General features: G+C 69.3%; 14 protein-coding genes. 4 read left to right on the forward strand and 10 right to left on the reverse strand.

Going from position 1 to position 17,370, the window contains the following annotated elements:
• Window positions 1-47: 47 nt before the first annotated feature.
• The 10 genes from CVV76_RS11715 to CVV76_RS11760 form a co-directional block, all read right to left on the reverse strand.
• Entirely contained in the window at window positions 48-2,783 is a 2,736-nt protein-coding gene (locus tag CVV76_RS11715) for an ABC transporter ATP-binding protein/permease (protein WP_102224830.1), read from the reverse strand.
• A gap of 114 nt (window positions 2,784-2,897) precedes the next feature.
• Window positions 2,898-4,085, reverse strand: a complete 1,188-nt coding sequence (locus CVV76_RS11720; RefSeq protein ID WP_102224831.1) for a glycosyltransferase family protein — start codon at window positions 4,083-4,085, stop codon at window positions 2,898-2,900.
• Window positions 4,082-5,353 (reverse strand): glycosyltransferase, encoded by a 1,272-nt coding sequence (locus CVV76_RS11725; protein ID WP_102224832.1) that lies wholly within the window; start codon window positions 5,351-5,353, stop codon window positions 4,082-4,084. Before CVV76_RS11725 ends, CVV76_RS11720 begins: the two co-directional genes overlap by 4 nt.
• Window positions 5,354-5,355: 2 nt before the next feature.
• On the reverse strand, window positions 5,356-6,576 hold the full coding sequence (locus CVV76_RS11730) for a glycosyltransferase family protein (RefSeq protein ID WP_102224833.1): 1,221 nt from the start codon (window positions 6,574-6,576) through the stop codon (window positions 5,356-5,358).
• A gap of 301 nt (window positions 6,577-6,877) precedes the next feature.
• Window positions 6,878-8,938: a dipeptide ABC transporter ATP-binding protein gene (locus CVV76_RS11735; RefSeq protein ID WP_102224834.1), complete on the reverse strand. Its 2,061-nt coding sequence runs from the start codon at window positions 8,936-8,938 to the stop codon at window positions 6,878-6,880.
• A 25-nt stretch (window positions 8,939-8,963) separates the two neighbouring features.
• Window positions 8,964-9,992, reverse strand: coding sequence for a polysaccharide lyase (locus CVV76_RS11740; protein WP_102224835.1), 1,029 nt, complete (start codon window positions 9,990-9,992; stop codon window positions 8,964-8,966).
• A 262-nt stretch (window positions 9,993-10,254) separates the two neighbouring features.
• Window positions 10,255-11,520, reverse strand: coding sequence for an ABC transporter substrate-binding protein (locus tag CVV76_RS11745; RefSeq protein WP_102224836.1), 1,266 nt, complete (start codon window positions 11,518-11,520; stop codon window positions 10,255-10,257).
• A gap of 87 nt (window positions 11,521-11,607) precedes the next feature.
• The gene (locus CVV76_RS11750) at window positions 11,608-12,657 is read right to left on the reverse strand and encodes an aldo/keto reductase (RefSeq protein ID WP_102224837.1); all 1,050 of its coding nucleotides are present in this window, start codon (window positions 12,655-12,657) and stop codon (window positions 11,608-11,610) included.
• A gap of 6 nt (window positions 12,658-12,663) precedes the next feature.
• A complete protein-coding gene (locus CVV76_RS11755; protein ID WP_102224838.1) occupies window positions 12,664-13,014 on the reverse strand; it encodes a TIGR04076 family protein in 351 nt (116 codons plus the stop codon).
• Entirely contained in the window at window positions 13,007-13,789 is a 783-nt protein-coding gene (locus CVV76_RS11760; protein WP_233192823.1) for a GntR family transcriptional regulator, read from the reverse strand. The genes CVV76_RS11755 and CVV76_RS11760 overlap by 8 nt, the downstream gene beginning before the upstream one ends.
• 116 nt (window positions 13,790-13,905) lie before the next feature.
• On the opposite strand from CVV76_RS11760, the gene CVV76_RS11765 reads away from it, so the two are divergent.
• The 4 genes from CVV76_RS11765 to CVV76_RS11780 are packed head-to-tail and all read left to right on the forward strand — an operon-like array spanning window position 13,906 to window position 17,370.
• On the forward strand, window positions 13,906-14,724 hold the full coding sequence (locus tag CVV76_RS11765) for an ABC transporter ATP-binding protein (protein ID WP_102224840.1): 819 nt from the start codon (window positions 13,906-13,908) through the stop codon (window positions 14,722-14,724).
• Window positions 14,721-15,476: an ABC transporter ATP-binding protein gene (locus CVV76_RS11770; protein WP_102224841.1), complete on the forward strand. Its 756-nt coding sequence runs from the start codon at window positions 14,721-14,723 to the stop codon at window positions 15,474-15,476. The genes CVV76_RS11765 and CVV76_RS11770 overlap by 4 nt, the downstream gene beginning before the upstream one ends.
• Complete coding sequence (locus CVV76_RS11775) at window positions 15,473-16,384, forward strand: branched-chain amino acid ABC transporter permease (RefSeq protein WP_102224842.1); 912 nt, start codon at window positions 15,473-15,475, stop codon at window positions 16,382-16,384. Before CVV76_RS11770 ends, CVV76_RS11775 begins: the two co-directional genes overlap by 4 nt.
• On the forward strand, window positions 16,381-17,370 hold the full coding sequence (locus CVV76_RS11780) for a branched-chain amino acid ABC transporter permease (RefSeq protein ID WP_102224843.1): 990 nt from the start codon (window positions 16,381-16,383) through the stop codon (window positions 17,368-17,370). Before CVV76_RS11775 ends, CVV76_RS11780 begins: the two co-directional genes overlap by 4 nt.

The following is a 17,370-nucleotide window of genomic DNA, read 5'->3' on the forward strand; positions in this document are numbered from 1 at the left end:
GCACGTTGTTTCATCCCTGTCATTGCCCCGTTTCGGGGCCCCCCGTGTCAGGCCGTCAGCAGCCCTCCCGAAGTATGATCGGCCGAAGCGACCTCGGCGGTGGAGCCGTCTTCGACGAGCCGCCCGCTCTCGAGCACGACCACGCGATCGAACAGATCAAGCTCTCCATGATCGGACAGCACCCACAATACCCCCGGCGGAGCGTCCCGTTCATTCAGCAGCGCCAGAACATTCTTCATAATCGACGATTGTAAACGGGAATCCATCGCCGTCACCGGGCGATTGAACACAAAGTAGGCGGATTGGCGCACCAGGGCACGTGCGAGGCCAATTTTCTGGCGCTGCACGGGGCTGAGCCGGCGCCCGCCGCTGCCGACGTGATATTCCAGCCCCAGCATCAGAACCCGGGTACCCAGCCCCTCGTCGCGCAGCAACTTGCGCAGCACGCCGCGGGCCTGACGGAACGAGGTCTTGGACAGCCGGCTGTCGAGCCGGCCGAACAGCAGGTTCACCAGCAGGTTGGCCGAGTCCATGTAGCGTTCGGGGTCGTAGAACTCGATCTCGCCCTTGAGGTAGTCCGGCAACCGTTCGCGAAACAGCTTGCGGAACGACACGATGCGGTCGCGCAACTCGTCGTCGAGCAGTCCGAAGCGGTAGCGCGGCTCGACATAGGCGCCGGCCAGCCGGCCGATGAGCGCGGCGCGGTCCTCGTCCGAGGCCTCCTGCACCGACTTGCCCTCGACCCGCTTGAGGATCTGCCGGTAGATCGGGATCTCGGCATGGGTCATGTAGGTCAGGTCGTGGAAGAACGGGTGATCCTCGGGCAGGTCGCCGAACAGGTCGATCGTTGCCTCGGCGATCCTGCGGCCCATCTCGAACAGCGCCTTGTTCAACCCGGTCTCGATCACGAGGCTGCGGAAATAGGTCTCGTGGCTGACGTTCTCGGGGGCGAGGCGCACGCCGGTGGCGTTGCCGAACAGCAGGTTCTCGGCCACCGTCGCCTCGGGGTTGTAGGTCGCCGGATCGTAGGGCAGCACCGCCCCCTTCAGCCCTGCGGCCTCCAGCGTCGGCAACAGCTTCGCGCGGACGCTGACGATGCGCTCGGCCATCTCGCCAAGATGCGCCGCGGGAAACGTCGTGTGCATCGCGAAGTTGATGATGTCGTCGGTCAGCTCGGTCGCCTCGAAGATCGGCCGCAGCAGGGCGCCCAGATCGTCAGCCCCCGAGATCCCCGCCGCGCCGTAATCGACCCAGTCGGCGCCACGGTCGAAATAGGGCGTGTTGGCCGAGCGCGCCTCGCGCTTTTCCCAGGCGCGGCTGTACTTGGCATTCGGATCCTCGCGCGATTCCGTCAGCGGCGCGTGCTTGAGGCCGTAAAGCAGGTTCTCCTCGAGCGTGCCGTAGAAATAGTAGGGATCCGAGGGCACGTAGGTGATCGCCCGCCCGGTCACCGATTCCGGCAGCGCCAGAAGATCCTGTTCTCCCACCGTGATCCGCCCGGTGGTGGGCCAGACCTGCCGCCCCAGCGCCTCGGCCAGAACGTCCGCCCCGCTGGCGCCGAGACCGTAGAGCGCGACCCTCTCGGCCGGCTGGAACCGCAGGCTCACGTGGTTCAGAAGCACCGAACCGCCATCGTCGCTCACCGTCAGGTTCGACAGGGCGAGCTGCGAGAAATCGGCCTCGGGCGCCTCGGGCGCGAGGGCGTGGAGATCCGGCGCGATCAGCGGGTCGACGTCGAACTGGCCGACGACCTGCTGGTACTTCACCTCGACATCCTGGCGCTGCTGGTCCCAGTCGATCAGCTCCTTCAGCGGGCCCGGCAGGTCCTTGTAGGCGCCGATCACCGCGACCAGCTGGCCAAGGTCGAGATGCCCGCGCAGCGTCAGGATCCCGCCCACGAGGTAGAACAGGAACGGCGTCACCGAGGCGAGGAAGTTGTTGATGAACTTGACCAGGTACTTCCACTGGTAGATGTCGTAGCGGATGCGGAAGATCCGGCCCAGCCGGTGGGCCACGTCGGCGCGTTCGTAGTTCGAGGTGTCGTAGGCGTGGATCGTGCCGATCCCCTCGACGATCTCGCCCACCCGTCCGGCGAATTCCCGTGCCGTCAGCTGGCGTTCCCGCCCCAGCACCAGAAGCCGCCGGCGCAGCCGCGGGATCAGCAGGGCCTGCGCGCTCACAAGCCCGGCGGTCAGGAGACCCAGCATCAGGTTCTGCATGAAGATGAAGGCCAGCGCCGTGACCGCCTGCCCGCCCAGGAACAGGGGGGAGACGAAGGCCTCGCCGGTGAAACCGCCAAGCGGCTCCACCTCGTCCTTGACCATGCTGGCGATCTCGGCGCCCTTGACCTTCTTGAAGGTCGCGGGCGGGAAGCGCAGCACCCGGTCGACAAGATCGAAACGGATGCGCCGCAGCAGGCGCTCGCCCAGACGGCCCTTGTAGGTGTTGATGTAGAACTTGAAGAGGCCGTTGACGATCACCAGCCCCAGGAACACGAAACTCAGCGCATAAAGCGTCGACAGACGGTCCAGCTCCACCCCCGGGAACAGGGTGACTTGGCCGAGCCACGGCAGGTTGAACGAGATGTCCATGAACGTCTGCGTGGCGCCCGCGGTCTCGAACCCGTCGCCCTGCAGCGGGCCGTTGACGATCTGCTTCGGCAGGTCGAAGGCCATGAAATAGGGGATCATCGACAGAAGGACGATGCAGAGGATCCATGTCTGCTGCGGCCGCGTCGTCGCCCAGATATAGCGCGCGAGACTTCGTTCAAGCGGTGTGTTCATCCGGTCAGCTTCATCCCTGTCGCCCCGTGGAGCCCATGGAGACGGACGCGCCGCCCCTCCTGCGCCGTCCCTCCCGTCGCAAGGTTACATCAGCTCTTCGGGCGGGGACAATCTTCACCGCGCCCGTGCCGCGTGGCCGCCGATCATCGCGCGCAGGATCCGGGCCGTTCCCGCCGCGCCGTCGAGGTCCAGCGCGATCCGCGCCGGGTCGGGCCCCCGCAGCGCGCGGCGGATCGCCTCGACCATCCGCTCCGGCGTCAGCCCCTCCTCCGGCAGGACCACGGCGCGGCCCTGCGCGGCAAGGCGTTCGGCGCGCACGCCCTGCTCGGTCTCGCCACCCGCCGCGAAGGGCAGAAGGACCGACCGGCACCCCGCGACCAGCACGTCGCAGACCGTGTTGTACCCCGCCTGCGAGACCGACAGCCGGCTGCCCGCCAGCACCCGCACGAAATCCTCGCGGAAGCGATGCAGCGTGACGCCGGACGGGGCGGCCGCGGCGATCGCATCGTATTCGCCCTGCGGCAGGTTCGGGCCGGTGACCACGCACCAGCGGGTCAGGTCCGGCATCAGCCGCGCCGCCCCCACCGCGGCCTCGATCAGCGCGCGACCCACCGCCCCGCCCCCGGCCGAGACGGTGACGTCGTGACGTTCGGCCGGAGCCGCAGGGGCCGCAGGGGCAACGGGGGCAACGAGGCCGGTATACTGCACCCGGTCGGCGATCCGCGCGGCCTCGGGGAAGCTGTCCTCCAGCCGCACGAAGGCCGGATCGCCATGCACCAGCACCGCGTCGAACGCGCGTTCCACCAGTTCCGCCGTCTCGGCATCGCGCCCGGGCTTGCGGTTGGCCTGAAGGATATCGCGGACCGAGCTGACCAGCAGGGGGCGCGGCCGGCTGGCCGCGATCGCCTCGATCAGCGGCAAAAGCTCGAACCGGACCTGGCGGCGGCCGAAGGGAAAGGCCTCGATGATCACCACGTCGGGCCCGGCCTCGCGGAACGTCTCCAGCAGGCGGTCGCGGCGCATCGCCTTGAAGGCATCGTCGACCGGGCGGCCCTCGGCATCGGTCAGCCCGGTGAACCCCGCGTCGCCCGACCGGATCGGCGGCAGCGCGACATGGGCGACACCCGGCCCGGGAAAGCCCGGCACCGGCAGGCCGCCGGTGACCATCGTCACCTCGAACCCGTCGGCCGCCATCGCCGCCGCGATCCGGCTGGCGCGCGCAAGGTGGCCGATGCCCAGAAGGTGCTGGACGTAGAACAGCGCGCGCGGGGGGCGTGCGGCGGGGGCGACAGGCGCGCTCATGCCGCCTGCTCCGCATCGGGCCGGCCGAACAGCCCGGCCAGGGTATCGATGCTCGCGTGGCAGTCGAACTCCGCCCGCACCCGCGCCTCGGCGGCCGCCCCGAGACGGGCGCGCGCCCCGGGATCCCCGATCAGGCGCGTCAGCGCGGCAGCCAGCGCGGCGGGGTCCTCGGGCGGGACAACGACCCCGGTCTCGCCGTCGTCGAGCAGTTCGACCACCCCCGAGACATCGGTGGACAGGCAGGCGAGGTGCTGGCTCGACGCCTCGACCAGCACGTTGGGCAGACCGTCGCGGTCGCCGTCATGGCCGATCCGGCAGGCCAGCACGAAAAGGTCCGAGGCGCGGTAGCGCGCCAGAACCTCGCGCTGGTCCTGCGCCCGGCGCCAGTCGATCCTGTCGGCAAGACCCAGCCGCTCCGCCTGCGCCTGAAGCGCGGGCAGCAGGTCGCCGCCGCCGATATGTTCCAACCGCCAGTGCAACCCCGCGGGCAGGCGCGCCAGCGCCTCGAGCAGCACGTCGTAACCCTTCTTCTCCACCGCCCGGCCGACGCTGAGCAGGCGCACGGGATCGCCCGGATCGCTGCCGTCCCGGCCCGAGGGCTCGGCCGGGTTCGGCGCGAAACGGCACAGGTCGAGCCCGTGATAGCTCAGGTGCACCCGGTCGGCCCGGGGTCCGGCGAGACGGCGCAGCTGCTGCGCCCCGACCGAGGTGCAGGTCACCGTCCAGTCGGCGGGCCCCACGCGTCCCCCCAGCTTTTCCGACAGCTCCCAGTCGGGCGAGGTCCAAATGTCCTTGGCATGGGCCGAACAGCTCCACCCCGTGCCGGTCAGCAGGCTTGCGTAACGCGCGACCGAGGCCGGGGTGTGGATGAAATGGGCATGCAGCCAGTCGCCGCCCCCGGGCCATTCCGCCGCCAGAACCAGCGCCTGCCCGAAGCGCCGAACCCGGTTGCGCGTGAGATCCCGCGCAAGATCGGCGCGGAACGCGCGGAAGGCCGCACCCAGACCGGGCCGGCGCCGGGCGGCGAACACCGCGCGCAGTACGCGCAGCGGCTCCTGGTGAAGGTATTCCGGCAGGTACATCACCGGCGCGCGGATCTCGTCGTGGATCGGGTGGCGCTTCTTGTCCGTCGGATGGCGCAGCGACACCAGCGCCAGGTCGAAACCCGCGCGCTCCAGCCCCAGCAGCTCCTGCGCGATGAAGGTCTCGGAAAGCCGGGGATAGCCCTTGAGCAGGACCACCAGCCTCGACGGCCGTGTTCCGCCCATCCCTAGCCCCTGACCAGCTTCAGATGGCCCCGCTCGGCCGCGTCGAGCCAGCCGCCCACCAGCTCCGAGATATGGGTCAGCCCCTCGAGCCGCAGGCCGCGGCCGTTGGCCGAGGGCGCGGGCTGGTCCGGCAGCGCGGCCAGCGCCGCCCCCATCCGCGCCGGATCGGCCGCCTCTTCGGGCAGCAGCATCTCGACAAGGCCCAGTTCGCGCGCGCGCCAGGCCCGCAGAAGCTGCTCCTCCCGCGGCTGGACGCGTGGCACGATCAGCGCCGGGCGGTCGAAGGACAGGATCTCGCAGAAGGTGTTGTAACCCCCCATCGCGACCACGCCCGCAGCCCCCGCGATGACCTTTTCCATCTGGTTGTCGAACTCGATGATATGCAGCTGCGGCAGATCCGCCGCCCGCGCGATCAGCGCCTCGCGGTCCGAGGCGCGCATGTAGGGCCCGAGCACGACAAGCGCGGGCAGCGGCAAGTCCGGCGTCGCGTGGTAGGCGTCGATCACGTTGCCCACCATCTCGGCCCCGTCGCCGCCCCCGCCCGGGGTGACCAGCAGGTAGCCGCCGCGCGGAAGGCCGTGGATCGTGTCCTCCTTCACCACCCGGTCCGACAGGGAACGTTGCAGGAAGCCCACGAAATTCATCTTGGCGCGCACCGTCTCGGGCACGTCCAGCCCGGTGAGCGGATCGTAGAATTCCTTCGGGCCATAGACCCAGATGTCATCGTAGATGTCGCCGATCCGCGGCAGCACCTCCTTGCGCTTCCACTCCGCGTCGAGGAGATGGGGCGAATCCATGATGTCGCGCAGCCCCAGCACCAGCCGGGTGCCCCGCGCCTTGAGATAGACCAGCGTCTCCTCTACCTCGCCATGCAGGCCGAGGGGTTCCTTGTCGACGATGAAGATATCCGGCGCGAAGCTTTCGGCGGCGTTGAAGATCATCGACTGGCGCACCTTCAGAAGGTCCTTGAGGTCGATATGCTCCTCCAGCGGGGTATATTCGCCATTGCGCAGCTTGATCACGCTGGGGATCTTCACGAAATCCACCCGGGCGCGGTAGTTGAAGGCCCCCGCGATCGTCGCGCCCGAGATGATCAGGATCTGCAATCCGCGGTAATCCTCGGCCAGCGCGTGGGCGATGGCCCGACAGCGCTGCAGATGCCCCAGCCCGAAGGTGTCGTGGCTGTACATCAGGATCTTGGCATCTTTGAATCGACGCAGCATGGGCGGCCCTTCTTCGTATGTCGCGATGTCCGCCGGTGTCACCGCCAGCCACCCATCGGCGATCTGCGCCGCTCCTCCTTCGTGCCGCCGCCCCGGGGGGCAGTCGACGCGCCCAGATCCGCCGTCCTTTACCTGTGCTGGATGAAATTGTCCCTCATCCGAAGTCAATCGCACACCGGTTCTGCCATTCCGGCAATTCCCTCCGCAAGGCGCGCATGGCGACATTACGTCGCGCAACCCGGTTGGCAAGCCCGCGACGGTCAGAACTCCGCGCTGTGGCATTCGCGCCCCGGTTGCGGCGTCACCCCGCGACCCCGGTTGGCCGGGGATCGGACGGCCGGGGATCGGGCAGCGGCAGGTCGGGGCGGGCGAGAACCCAGTGGTCCGCGCCCAGCCCGACCCGCGCAAGCGGTGCGCCGCCACCCGCCTCGGCGTCGCGGAACGCCTCGGGCCAGCCTCGCCCGGACGAAACCCGCCCCTGCGCCAGATGCGGGAAGTCGAGCTTGCGGTCGAGATCGGGGAACGGGACCGCGGCCAGCAGGTCGCGGGTGTAGGGATGCACGGGGCGGTTCATCAGCACCTCGCGCGGGGCCATCTCGACGATCCGCCCGGCGCACATCACGGCAATCCGGTCGGCCATGTAGTTCACCACCGCAAGGTTGTGCGAGATGAACAGATAGGTCAGCCCCAGCTCCTTCTGCATGTCCTTGAGCAGGTTGAGGATCTGCGCCTGAACCGACACGTCGAGCGCCGAGACCGGCTCATCGCAGACGATCAGTTCCGGGCCAAGCGCCAGCGCCCGGGCGATGCCCACCCGCTGACGCTGGCCGCCCGACATGCTGTGCGGGTAGCGGTTGAGGAAAGACCGGTCGAGCCCGACCGCCGACATCAGCCGCTCCACCGCCTCGTCACGCTGGCGCCGCGTGCCGCGGCGGTGAATCTCCAGCGGTTCGGCCAGGATATTGCGCACCGTCATCCGCGGCGACAGCGACGACACCGGATCCTGAAAGATCATCTGCATCCGGCTGCGCAGCGCCGTCAGCTCCGACCGCTGGGCGCGCAGGACGTCGATCGTTCCCGTGGCGTCCCCCTGGCCGGAGCTTTCCAGGATGACGCTGCCCTGCTCGGGCGTGACCGCCCGCATCAGCAGCTTGCTCAGCGTGGTCTTGCCCGATCCGCTCTCGCCCACCAGCCCGAGGCATTCGCCGCGCCGGATATCGAAGCTGACGCCATCGACCGCGCGCACCTTCTCGCGCGCGCCGGCCGGCCCGCGCCGTGCCTTGGACTGGAAACTGACGGATACATCGCGCACCCGCAGCAGCGTCCCGTCATGGCCCGCACCGGCCCCACCCTTACTGGGCCTAGCCGCACTGGCCCTGGCCGCGCCAGCGACGGGGACCGCGACGGCGCCTGAACCAGACCCGGGGCCGAGACCGAGCCGCCCCGCCGCCGCCGGGATCTCGCGCAGCGATTTCAGCCGCTCGCCCGGGGCCATCTCGAAATGCGGCAGCGCCGCCATCAGCCCCTTGAGATAGGCATGCTGCGGATTGCGGAAGATCGGCCCCACCGGGCCCGCCTCCATGATCCGGCCGTGGTAGATCACCACCACCTCGTCGGCGACGTTCGCCACCACCCCCAGGTCGTGGGTGATCAGCAGCATGCCCATGCCCAGCTCGGTCTGCAACTCGCGCAGCAACCCCAGGATCTGGGCCTGGATCGTCACGTCCAGCGCGGTCGTCGGCTCGTCCGCGATCAGAAGCGCCGGCTTGCAGATCAGCGCCATCGCGATCATCGCGCGCTGACGCATCCCGCCCGACATCTCGAACGGATACATGTCGAAGGCGTGGTCCGGGTCGCGGAACCCCACGAGGCGCAGCATCTCGACCGACCGCGCGCGGCGTTCCTCCTTGCCGGTCTTCGGTTCGTGAATCGCCAGCACCTCGGAGATCTGGTTGCCGATCGTGTGGAGCGGCGAGAGCGAGGTCATCGGCTCCTGGAAGATCTTGGCGATGCGGCTGCCGCGTAGCGCCCGGAGCGCGCGGCCGTCCTGCGGCAGGGTCAGGATGTCGACCGGGCTCTGCGGCGTCTTCGGATCGGTGAAGAGGATGCGGCCCGACAGGTTCACACGCTCAGGCAAGAGGCCCATCGCCGCGCTCGCGATCACCGACTTGCCGGATCCGGATTCGCCCACCAGCGCCGTCACCTTGCCCGGCAGCACGCGAAAGCTCGCCTGCCGGACCGCCTCGACCGCGCCGCCGAAGATCGGGAAGGAGATGTCGAGCCCCTCGATCCTGAGAACGTCGACCCCCGCCGGGGCCGCGGTCCCCCTGCCGGGGGCCGCTGGGGCTGTGTCGAGGCTCATGTCTGCCGATCCGATCGCGTGGCGCTCAGCGCACCTTGGCGCAGAGCGCGGCATCCTTCAACACGTCCCGACACTGCGGGCTGCGGCGGAAGTCGTCGTAATACATCGTCCAGATCCCCTGTTCGCCGTCGCGATAGGGGCCGAATTTGAAATACTGGTTCTTGCCAAGCCCCGGCGCGTCGAACCCGATGTCGCCCTTCACCGTGGCGATCCAGCGGTTGTCGGCGAAGATCTCGATATGGCCTTTGCCATGCGCGCCCGGGCGGCTGTAGATCACGTAGTCCACCCATTTGGTGCCGGGCTGCGGCAGGGGCGCGCCGTGCCGGGTCACGCGGATCCGGTCGGTGCAGGCGTTGAAATCGGTCGCGTCGCCCTTCTCGAACCCGCGGTCGGCCACCACGAGGGCCCGCATCTGGTGCGTCTTCGGGCGCAGCCAGACCGGCGTCTGCCCCGCGGGGCAGCGCGCGCGCACCCCCTTCGGCCCGACCGAAACCGCCTTGGCCCAGTCGGTTTCCACCGTGACGAACAGCTTGCCCCGATCCATGCGGATCGCCAGGAACGGGCTCCAGTCGCCCTTGGCACCAGGGTCGATCTCGCGCTTCCACTGGGCGATGACATAGCGGTGGTCATCGCGCGGGATGGGCTTGGCGAAACGCACCGCGAAACCGTCCCAGATGCCGGCGCCGAAGGGCACGCGGTTCCGCGTTCGCTGCCAGATCTCGGCCCGCTCGCTGCAGCCCTCGCGGCCCGGCGGGCAGATGTGACGCACCGACAGCTTCAGATACCCCTTGCCGGAAAAGGCGCCGGGCCCCTTCTCGAAGGTGACCTTCCCCGCCGATTGCTCGAAGTTCTTCTTGAAGAAGAGCCCGCCGCCGGGCGCGAAGGTCGTTCCTTCGAAATCGTCGGCAAGCGGCTTGCGCCAGTCGGCCCGTGCAGGCCCCGCCGCGCCCAGCGTCACCGAAACGGCCAGCCCCAGCGCCACCACCGCCCCACCAAGACAGGCGGCAAGGCCCCGTCCATGCCATTGCCGCCGCCGTCTCTGCCTCGGGGCCATGCGCTCACCTCCTGAAATCCTGCCGCCCGATCATGCACATGCCCTCCGCCCTGCCGCAACCGCCGATCTCCCGCCCCCCCGCCGCCGTCCGCATGTGGGGCGTCGCGAAGGCAGTGTGCCGGTCGCTTTCCCGGGGGATCTGAAAGCGTCGAAAGCTATGTCTGCCAAGACAGCAGACGCAGACAGGCCGGAGCGCCTGAGTTTCGGCCCCCCCGACCCCGCACAGGGCACGGATCGGGGGAGGGTCCGGCGGCGGGGCCGGTTACTTCGACAGTCCGGACTTGAGCTTGGTCACGTCGTCCGCGCTCATCGTGCCGACGGTCGTCACCGCGCCGTCCTTGATCCGCCACAGGCGGAACGGGCCTGTGATGTCGCCGTACTTGTCGAAATCGACCGGGCCGATGACGCCCTCGTAGCGGATAGGCTTGCCTTCCTTGATCAGCTTCAGCGCCTTGGCGAACTCGGCCTTGCCGGCGTAGATCGGCGTGCCGTCCTGGGCCACCACTTCGGGGATCGCCGCCTTGATCGCCGCCGGCGTCGGCTTGTCGGCCTTGGCGATCGCCAGCGCGACGATGGCCCCCGCGTCATATGAACGGTCGGCCGCCGGCGCATCGGGCTTGATACCGCCCGAGAAGGCCGTGAAATTGTCGTAGAAATACTTGGTCGAGGCCGTCTCGGCCGTACCCGACGAGGTGCCGAAGGCATCGTTGAGGTACTTCGCCCCCACCGCCTTGATGAAGTCGGAGGAGTTCATCCCGTCGTTCAGCAGGAACTTCTGCGGCCCCCCGTGCGAGATCCAGGCCCGCGCGATCGTCGCCCCGTCCACCGGATAGCTGATGAGATAGAGCGCCTGCGGATCGCCCTTCATCGCCGCGTCGGCCTCGGAATTGTAGCTCGACTGCTTCTCGTTGTAGGGCGTGACCGAGGTGATGTCGCCGCCCAGCTTCTCGTAGGCGGCCTTGAACTCCTGCATCATGTTGGCGCCGAAGTCGTTGTTGACGTAGATGATCGCCAGCTTCTTCAGCCCCTGGTCCATGGCGTATTTCGCCGCCGCCGTGCCCTGCAGCGCATCCGAGGTGATGGTGCGGAAGAACACCCCGTCCGTCTTGCCGTCGCGGCCAAGCTGGGTCAGCGTGGGCGAGGAGGAGGCGGGCGAGACCTGCACCACCCCTGCCGGCGCGGTGACAGAGGTCAGGATCGGGATCGACACCGACGAGATGATGCCGCCGATGATCACCGGTACCTTCTTGATGTTCACCAGCTGCGAGGCCTGGTCGACGGCGACGGTACCCTGGCTCTGGGCGTCGCGTGTGTTCGACACGATCTTGCAGCCATGCGCGCCGCCGGCCTCGTTGAGGTCGCGGAAGGCCATGTCGACGGCCTTGGCGCCCGCCTGTCCGTAGACGCCGGCGGGGCCGGTCAGCGACATCACCACGCCGACGGTGATGTCGCAATCCGCGGCATGGGACGGCAGGGCGCCGATGCCGGCAGATGCCGCCAGCACGCTCGACAAAAGAAGCTTTCTCATGGTCAGTCTCCCGGTTGGTACGGCGCTTTGCGCCTTCTTTGTGGTTGTCTTCACGGTCGGTCTACGGCCCCGGCGCTTGCCCGGGCGTCAGACGGCCTCGTTGTTGAGGTTGTATTTCATGATCGCCCCGTGCCGGCCGTTGCGGTCGCGCTCCAGCTCGTAGACGTCGCCCTCCAGCGGACGGGCCTCGGCCAGCACGGCATCGATCGCGGCACGGTCCGCGGCGCCGAGGGCCAGGTCGGAAATCGCGAGGTTGCCCGCCAGATGCGTGCGGTTGCGCGCCCCCACGATCACCGCCGCCACCCCCGGCCGGTCCAGCATCGCGGCGCTGGCAACCGTGGCGATATCGGTGCCATGGGCATCGGCGATCCGGCGCAGCTCGGCCAGCAGGGCCTGGAACAGGTCCCATCCGCCGATATCGTCGATGATCAGCTTGTATTTCACCAGCGAGCGGTTCTCGAGCGCGCCGGCGGGTTCCGCCTGCCCCAGCCAGCGGTCCGACAGGAACCCGCCCGCCACCGTGCCGTAGCACAGCAGCGACACGCCATGCTCGGCCGCGGCCGCCGCCATCGCCTTTTCCGGCCGGCGGTCGAGCAGCGAATACTGCACCTGGATCGACACCAGCGGCACCCCCGCCTCGCAGATCGCGCGCATGTGGGCGGTGTCGAAATTGGTCGATCCGATGCGGGCGATCTTGCCCGCCTGCCGCAACTCCTCCAGCCAGCCCGCGGCCTCCAGCCACTTCGGCGCGGCGTAATCCCACCAGTGGAACTGCACGAGGTCGAGCCGCTCCACCCCCAGCCGCGAAAGAGAGGTGTCGATCGTCGCCTCGATGTCGGATTTCCGCAGCGTATGCAGCAGCGTGAGGTCGGGCACGCACTTGGTGTGCACACGGATCCGCGAAAGCGCCTCGGCCCCGCGCAGGTCGCGGTAGCGGTCGCGGAACCGGCCGATCAGCGCCTCGACCCCAGTGTAGATGTCGGCGCAGTCGAAGGTGGTGATGCCCGCGTCGGCAAAGGCCACCATGTCGTCAACGGCGGCGTCGGATACGGCACTGCCATGGCCCTCGGCCATCTGCCAGCCGCCACGGATCACGCGCGATATGGTATGGCCGGGGGCTAGGTTGCGCGTCTGCATGGCGGGTCACTTCTCTGGCAGCGGAACAAGGGTGGTTTCGGAATGGCGGAACCTGCGCTTGCCGGTGCGGGTGATGCGCAGCCGGGTCACGCAGTTCGGATCGGGACAGGCGATCTCGGCGTCCGTGGTCATCCAGTCGTTGGCATCGGTCGGGCGCTGCTTGGCGGCCAGAAGCGGCAGCACCGCGGCCAGCGAGTAGATCGAGAAGCCCTGACCGGGCGGCAGGTGCAGCATCTCGCCCCGCAGCTCGAAATGATCGCCGGGCCGCGCGCCGCACAGGACCGGCCCCTCCTCCGGCACGATCACCTCGACCCGCAGGTCGTAAAGCTCGAAACCGTCGTCCGCGGGATCAGCCATCGCGCACCCCGCCCCCGACGTCTCCGGCCCCGGCCCCGGGACCGTCAGCCACCGCGTCCTCCCGCACCAGCCGGGTGCGGATCAGGTTGAAGGACTGGGTGATGTCCTCGGTCAGCGCGCTCACCGCGCCGGCGTGGTCGCCGCGGTCCATCGCGGCGATCAGGGTGCGGTGATGGCGCACCGCCCGGCCCGCCGGCGTCGCGTCATAAAGCCCGGCCGCCGCCCGCACATAGGGCCCGGATTGCAGCCACAGGCTTTCCACGATCGGCAGCAGCACGGGCGAACGCGCGGCACCGTAGATCGCGAAGTGGAAGGCGTGGTTCAGCTCCGACGTGGTCTGCTGCTTCTCCGGCCCGCCGGCGGCAAAGGCCGCCTCGCATTCCTCGGTCAGGGCATGGAGGTGGGCGCAGCCGCTGCCCTTCAGCCGGTCGGTGGCAAGCCGCACCAGCTCCCCCTCCACCAGCGACCGGGCGCGGGCCAGATCGTCGAGGCGGGCAACCTCGATCAGCGGCACCCGGACGGACCGGCTGGGCAAGGACTCCAGCGCCTGTTCCGACACCAGCCGCGCCAGCGCCTCGCGCACCGGCATGGTACTGGTCTGCAGGGTATCGGCCAGGTCCTGGATGCGCAGCACCTGCCCCGCGTCGAACTCCCCATGAATGAGAGATCGCCGAAGCCGCCGGTAGACGCGTTCCTGAAGAGAGTCGCGCGCGATGGGGCCCAGCACGCCGCCCCCGTCCCGGCTCTCCACCCTGTCAGCCTTTGCGCCGATCACGTCGCACCTCCGCTGAAGTTGCCCGAGAATTATCTTGCCAAATCGAAAACGGTCAAGATATTTGATCAAAAATCACAGATCGAAGATAGCTGATCTGGAAAACAGGGAAGGCTGCGATGACCCCTTCGGCAAGCCTTGCGCCTGCCGCGGCCGGGCAACCGGCGGCGGGGGCGGATCCGGCGCTCAGCGCTGTCGGCGTGACCATGGCCTTCGGCGGCATGCGCGCAGTCGACGAGATGTCGCTGAGCCTCGGGCGCGGCGAGATGGTCGCGCTGATCGGCCCGAACGGTGCCGGCAAGACGACGATGTTCAACCTCGTCGCGGGCAGCCTGCGGCCGACCTCGGGGCGCATCCTGATCGGGTCCGCCGACGTCACCGGCGAAGGACCGACCCGCCGCATCCGGCGCGGCGTCGGGCGCACCTTCCAGATCCCGCGCCCCTTCGCCGAGATGAGCGTGCTCGAGAACGTTCTGGTCGGCGCCCAGTCCCAGACCGGCGAAGGGATCTGGGCCAACTTCCTCGCGCCGCGCCGCGTCGCCGCCGAGGAACGCGCGGCGATCGAGAAGGCGCGCGCCCTGCTCGAATTCGTCACCCTTTCGCATCTGGAACTGGAACCCGCCCGCGTCCTGTCCGGCGGTCAGCGCAAGCTTCTGGAACTCGCCCGGGTGCTGATGGCCGATCCCGACGTCCTGCTTCTGGACGAGCCGGCGGCGGGGGTGAACCCCGCGCTCCTCGACCTGCTGATCGACCGCATCGTCGCGCTCAACGGCGCGGGCAAGACCATCCTGCTGATCGAACACAACATGGACATGGTGGCGCGGCTGTGCAGTCGCGCCGTGGTGATGGCCGCGGGCCGGCTCCTGGCCGAGGGCACGCCCGACGCCGTGGCCGCAGACCCCGCGGTGATCGCCGCCTACCTCGGAGACGCGCCATGAACGCGCCGCTCCTCGCCACCCGGGCGCTGACCTCGGGATACGAGCGCGATCTGCCGATCGTGCGCGAGGTCGGGATGGAGGTGCACGAGGGGGAATTCCTGCTGCTCCTTGGCCCCAACGGCGCGGGCAAGTCGACACTGGTCAAGACGATCGCGGGCCTGGTGCCGGTGCATGCGGGCGCGGTCACGCTGGGCGGCGCGGACCTGACCGCGCTCGCGCCGCACGAAAGGCTGCGCCACGGCCTCGCCTTCGTGCCGCAGACCGAGAACGTCTTCACCACAATGTCGATCCACGAGAACCTTCTGATCGCGGCGCAGGTCCTGCCCCGGCCCGACCGCGCCGGACGCATCGCCGCGCTCTACGACATGTTCCCCGATCTCGCGCGGCTTCGGTCGTTGCGCGCGGGGCAGCTTTCGGGCGGACAGCGCCAGATGCTTGCCGTCGCGCGGGCGCTGATCGTCGGGCCCTCGGTCCTGATCCTAGACGAACCCTCGGCCGGCCTCGCACCCAAGGTGGTGTCCGAGGTCTTTGCCCGCCTGCGCGAGATCAACCGCGGCGGCGTCACCACCGTGCTGGTGGAACAGAACGTCAAGGCCGCGCTCGCCATCGCCGACCGCGCCGTCGTGCTGGTCGAGGGTCGGGTGCGCCTCGACGCCCCCGCGGCCGGCCTTGCCGAGAGCGACACCCTCGGCAAGCTCTTCCTCGGCGGGCACGGCCGGCAGCACGGCACCACCACGGAGGACCGCGGATGACGCCACAGGTTCTGATGGACGGGGTGGTCGCGGGCGCGATGATCGGGCTTGGCGCGATCGGCATCACCTTGACCTATTCGATCCTGCGCTTCGCCAATTTCGCGCATGGAGAGTTCATCTCCTGGGGCGCCTATCTCGCGCTGGCGATCGCCTCGGCCCTCGGGACGCTGACGGGCGGGGACGTCCAGCCGATCGGGCCGTTTTCCTTCGGCTGGACGCTGCCGGTCGCGCTGGTGCTGGCGGTGATCCTGACCGCCGGCCTCGCGCTGGGGGTCGACGCGCTGCTGTTCGGGCCGCTGCGACGCCGCGGCAGCGCGGTGATCATCCTCGTGATGGCCAGCTTCGGCGCCGCGCTGGCGCTGCGCAACATGATCGAATTCATCTTCACCTCCAGCCCGCGCTATTTCAGCACAGAGCTGCAGATCGCGGCGCCCGTCGGCGGGGGCATGCGCGCGACGCCCGACCAGCTTCTGACCGTGGCGGTCGCGCTGATCCTCGTGGCCGCGATCCACCTGCTGCTGACCCGCACCGCCATGGGCCGGTCGATGCGCGCGGTGGCCGAGAACCGGCAGCTGGCCGGGCTTGCGGGGATCGACGCGCGGCGGGTGATCCGCACCGTCTGGGCGCTGGGGGCGGGCCTTGCCTGCGTCGCCGGCGTGATGTCGGGCCTCGTGGTGCAGATCCGGCCCGAGATGGGCCTCGACCTGCTGCTGCCGCTCTTTGCCGCGGCGATCCTCGGCGGGATCGGATCGGTGCCGGGGGCGATGCTGGCAGGCCTGATCGTCGGCGTCGCGGAATCGATGACCGTGGCGGTCGTCGGAGCCGAATGGCGCGCCGCCGTGGCCTTCGTCATCCTCGTCGTGATCCTGCTGGTGCGCCCGCGCGGCCTGTTCGGGAGGGCCGGATGATCGACATCCTCAGCTACGGCTTCTTCTTCCTCACCATGGCGCTGACCTATGGCATCGTCTGCCTCGGGCTGAACGTGCAATGGGGGCAGACCGGCCTCTTCAACGTGGGAATCGCGGGCTTCGTGGCGGTCGGCGCCTATGTCTCGTCCCTGCTGACCACCCCGGAAAGCGCCAGTCACCTGGGCGGCTTCGGGCTGCCGATCGCCGTGGGCTGGGTCGGGGCCGCGCTGGCCACCGCGCTGGTGACCTTCCTGATCGGCGCGCTGACGATCCGGCTGCGCGCCGATTACCTCGCCATCGCGACCTTCGGCGCGGCGGTCTCGATCCAGCTGTGCGTGCTGAACTTCCAGCCGGTCACCGGCGGCCCCTTCGGCGTGGGCTTCATCCCGCGCCCCTTCGCGGCGCTCGCCGGCCGGCCGTTCCTGTTCGGCGCGGCCAACCTCGCGCTGATCGCCGCCGTCGTCGCAGTGCTCTACCTCGCGCTGGAACGTCTTGCGCAAAGCCCCTGGGGCCGCGCCCTCAAGGCGATCCGCGAGGACGAGACCGCCGCCCAGGCCCTGGGAAAGAGCGCGGTCGCCTTCCGCTTGCAGGCCTTCGCCCTCGGCGGCGCGATCATGGGGCTGGCGGGGGCGGCGCAGGCCCATTTCATCGGCTTCATCGCCCCCGACAACTATCAGCCCACGCTGACCTTCCAGGTCTGGGCGATGCTGATCGTCGGCGGCTCGGGCAACAACCGCGGCGCGATCCTGGGGTCGGTCGTGGTCTGGGGGATCTGGGCGCTGTCGGCGGCCCTGATCTCGGCCGTCGTGCCCGCCGACCAGCAGGCCCGCGCGGCCTCGCTCCAGATCGTCACCATCGGCGTCGCGCTCTGCGCCATCCTGCTGTGGCGGCCGCGCGGCCTGATCGGCGAGGCCCGCGTCGGCGCGCGCCATCTTCTGCGCCCTGCCGCCCCGCGCAAGGCGCCCACGCCCAGCGGAGAGAATTGA

The sequence above is a fragment of the Acidimangrovimonas sediminis genome (assembly GCF_002871005.1).
Lineage (GTDB): Bacteria > Pseudomonadota > Alphaproteobacteria > Rhodobacterales > Rhodobacteraceae > Acidimangrovimonas > Acidimangrovimonas sediminis.

Coding starts and splice junctions, on each gene's coding strand:
- CVV76_RS11715 (WP_102224830.1), bottom strand. CDS start 2,783: ATGAACACACCGCTTGAACGAAGTCTCGCGCGCTATATCTGGGCGACG.
- CVV76_RS11720 (WP_102224831.1), bottom strand. CDS start 4,085: ATGAGCGCGCCTGTCGCCCCCGCCGCACGCCCCCCGCGCGCGCTGTTC.
- CVV76_RS11725 (WP_102224832.1), bottom strand. CDS start 5,353: ATGGGCGGAACACGGCCGTCGAGGCTGGTGGTCCTGCTCAAGGGCTAT.
- CVV76_RS11730 (WP_102224833.1), bottom strand. CDS start 6,576: ATGCTGCGTCGATTCAAAGATGCCAAGATCCTGATGTACAGCCACGAC.
- CVV76_RS11735 (WP_102224834.1), bottom strand. CDS start 8,938: ATGAGCCTCGACACAGCCCCAGCGGCCCCCGGCAGGGGGACCGCGGCC.
- CVV76_RS11740 (WP_102224835.1), bottom strand. CDS start 9,992: ATGGCCCCGAGGCAGAGACGGCGGCGGCAATGGCATGGACGGGGCCTT.
- CVV76_RS11745 (WP_102224836.1), bottom strand. CDS start 11,520: ATGAGAAAGCTTCTTTTGTCGAGCGTGCTGGCGGCATCTGCCGGCATC.
- CVV76_RS11750 (WP_102224837.1), bottom strand. CDS start 12,657: ATGCAGACGCGCAACCTAGCCCCCGGCCATACCATATCGCGCGTGATC.
- CVV76_RS11755 (WP_102224838.1), bottom strand. CDS start 13,014: ATGGCTGATCCCGCGGACGACGGTTTCGAGCTTTACGACCTGCGGGTC.
- CVV76_RS11765 (WP_102224840.1), top strand. CDS start 13,906: ATGACCCCTTCGGCAAGCCTTGCGCCTGCCGCGGCCGGGCAACCGGCG.
- CVV76_RS11770 (WP_102224841.1), top strand. CDS start 14,721: ATGAACGCGCCGCTCCTCGCCACCCGGGCGCTGACCTCGGGATACGAG.
- CVV76_RS11775 (WP_102224842.1), top strand. CDS start 15,473: ATGACGCCACAGGTTCTGATGGACGGGGTGGTCGCGGGCGCGATGATC.
- CVV76_RS11780 (WP_102224843.1), top strand. CDS start 16,381: ATGATCGACATCCTCAGCTACGGCTTCTTCTTCCTCACCATGGCGCTG.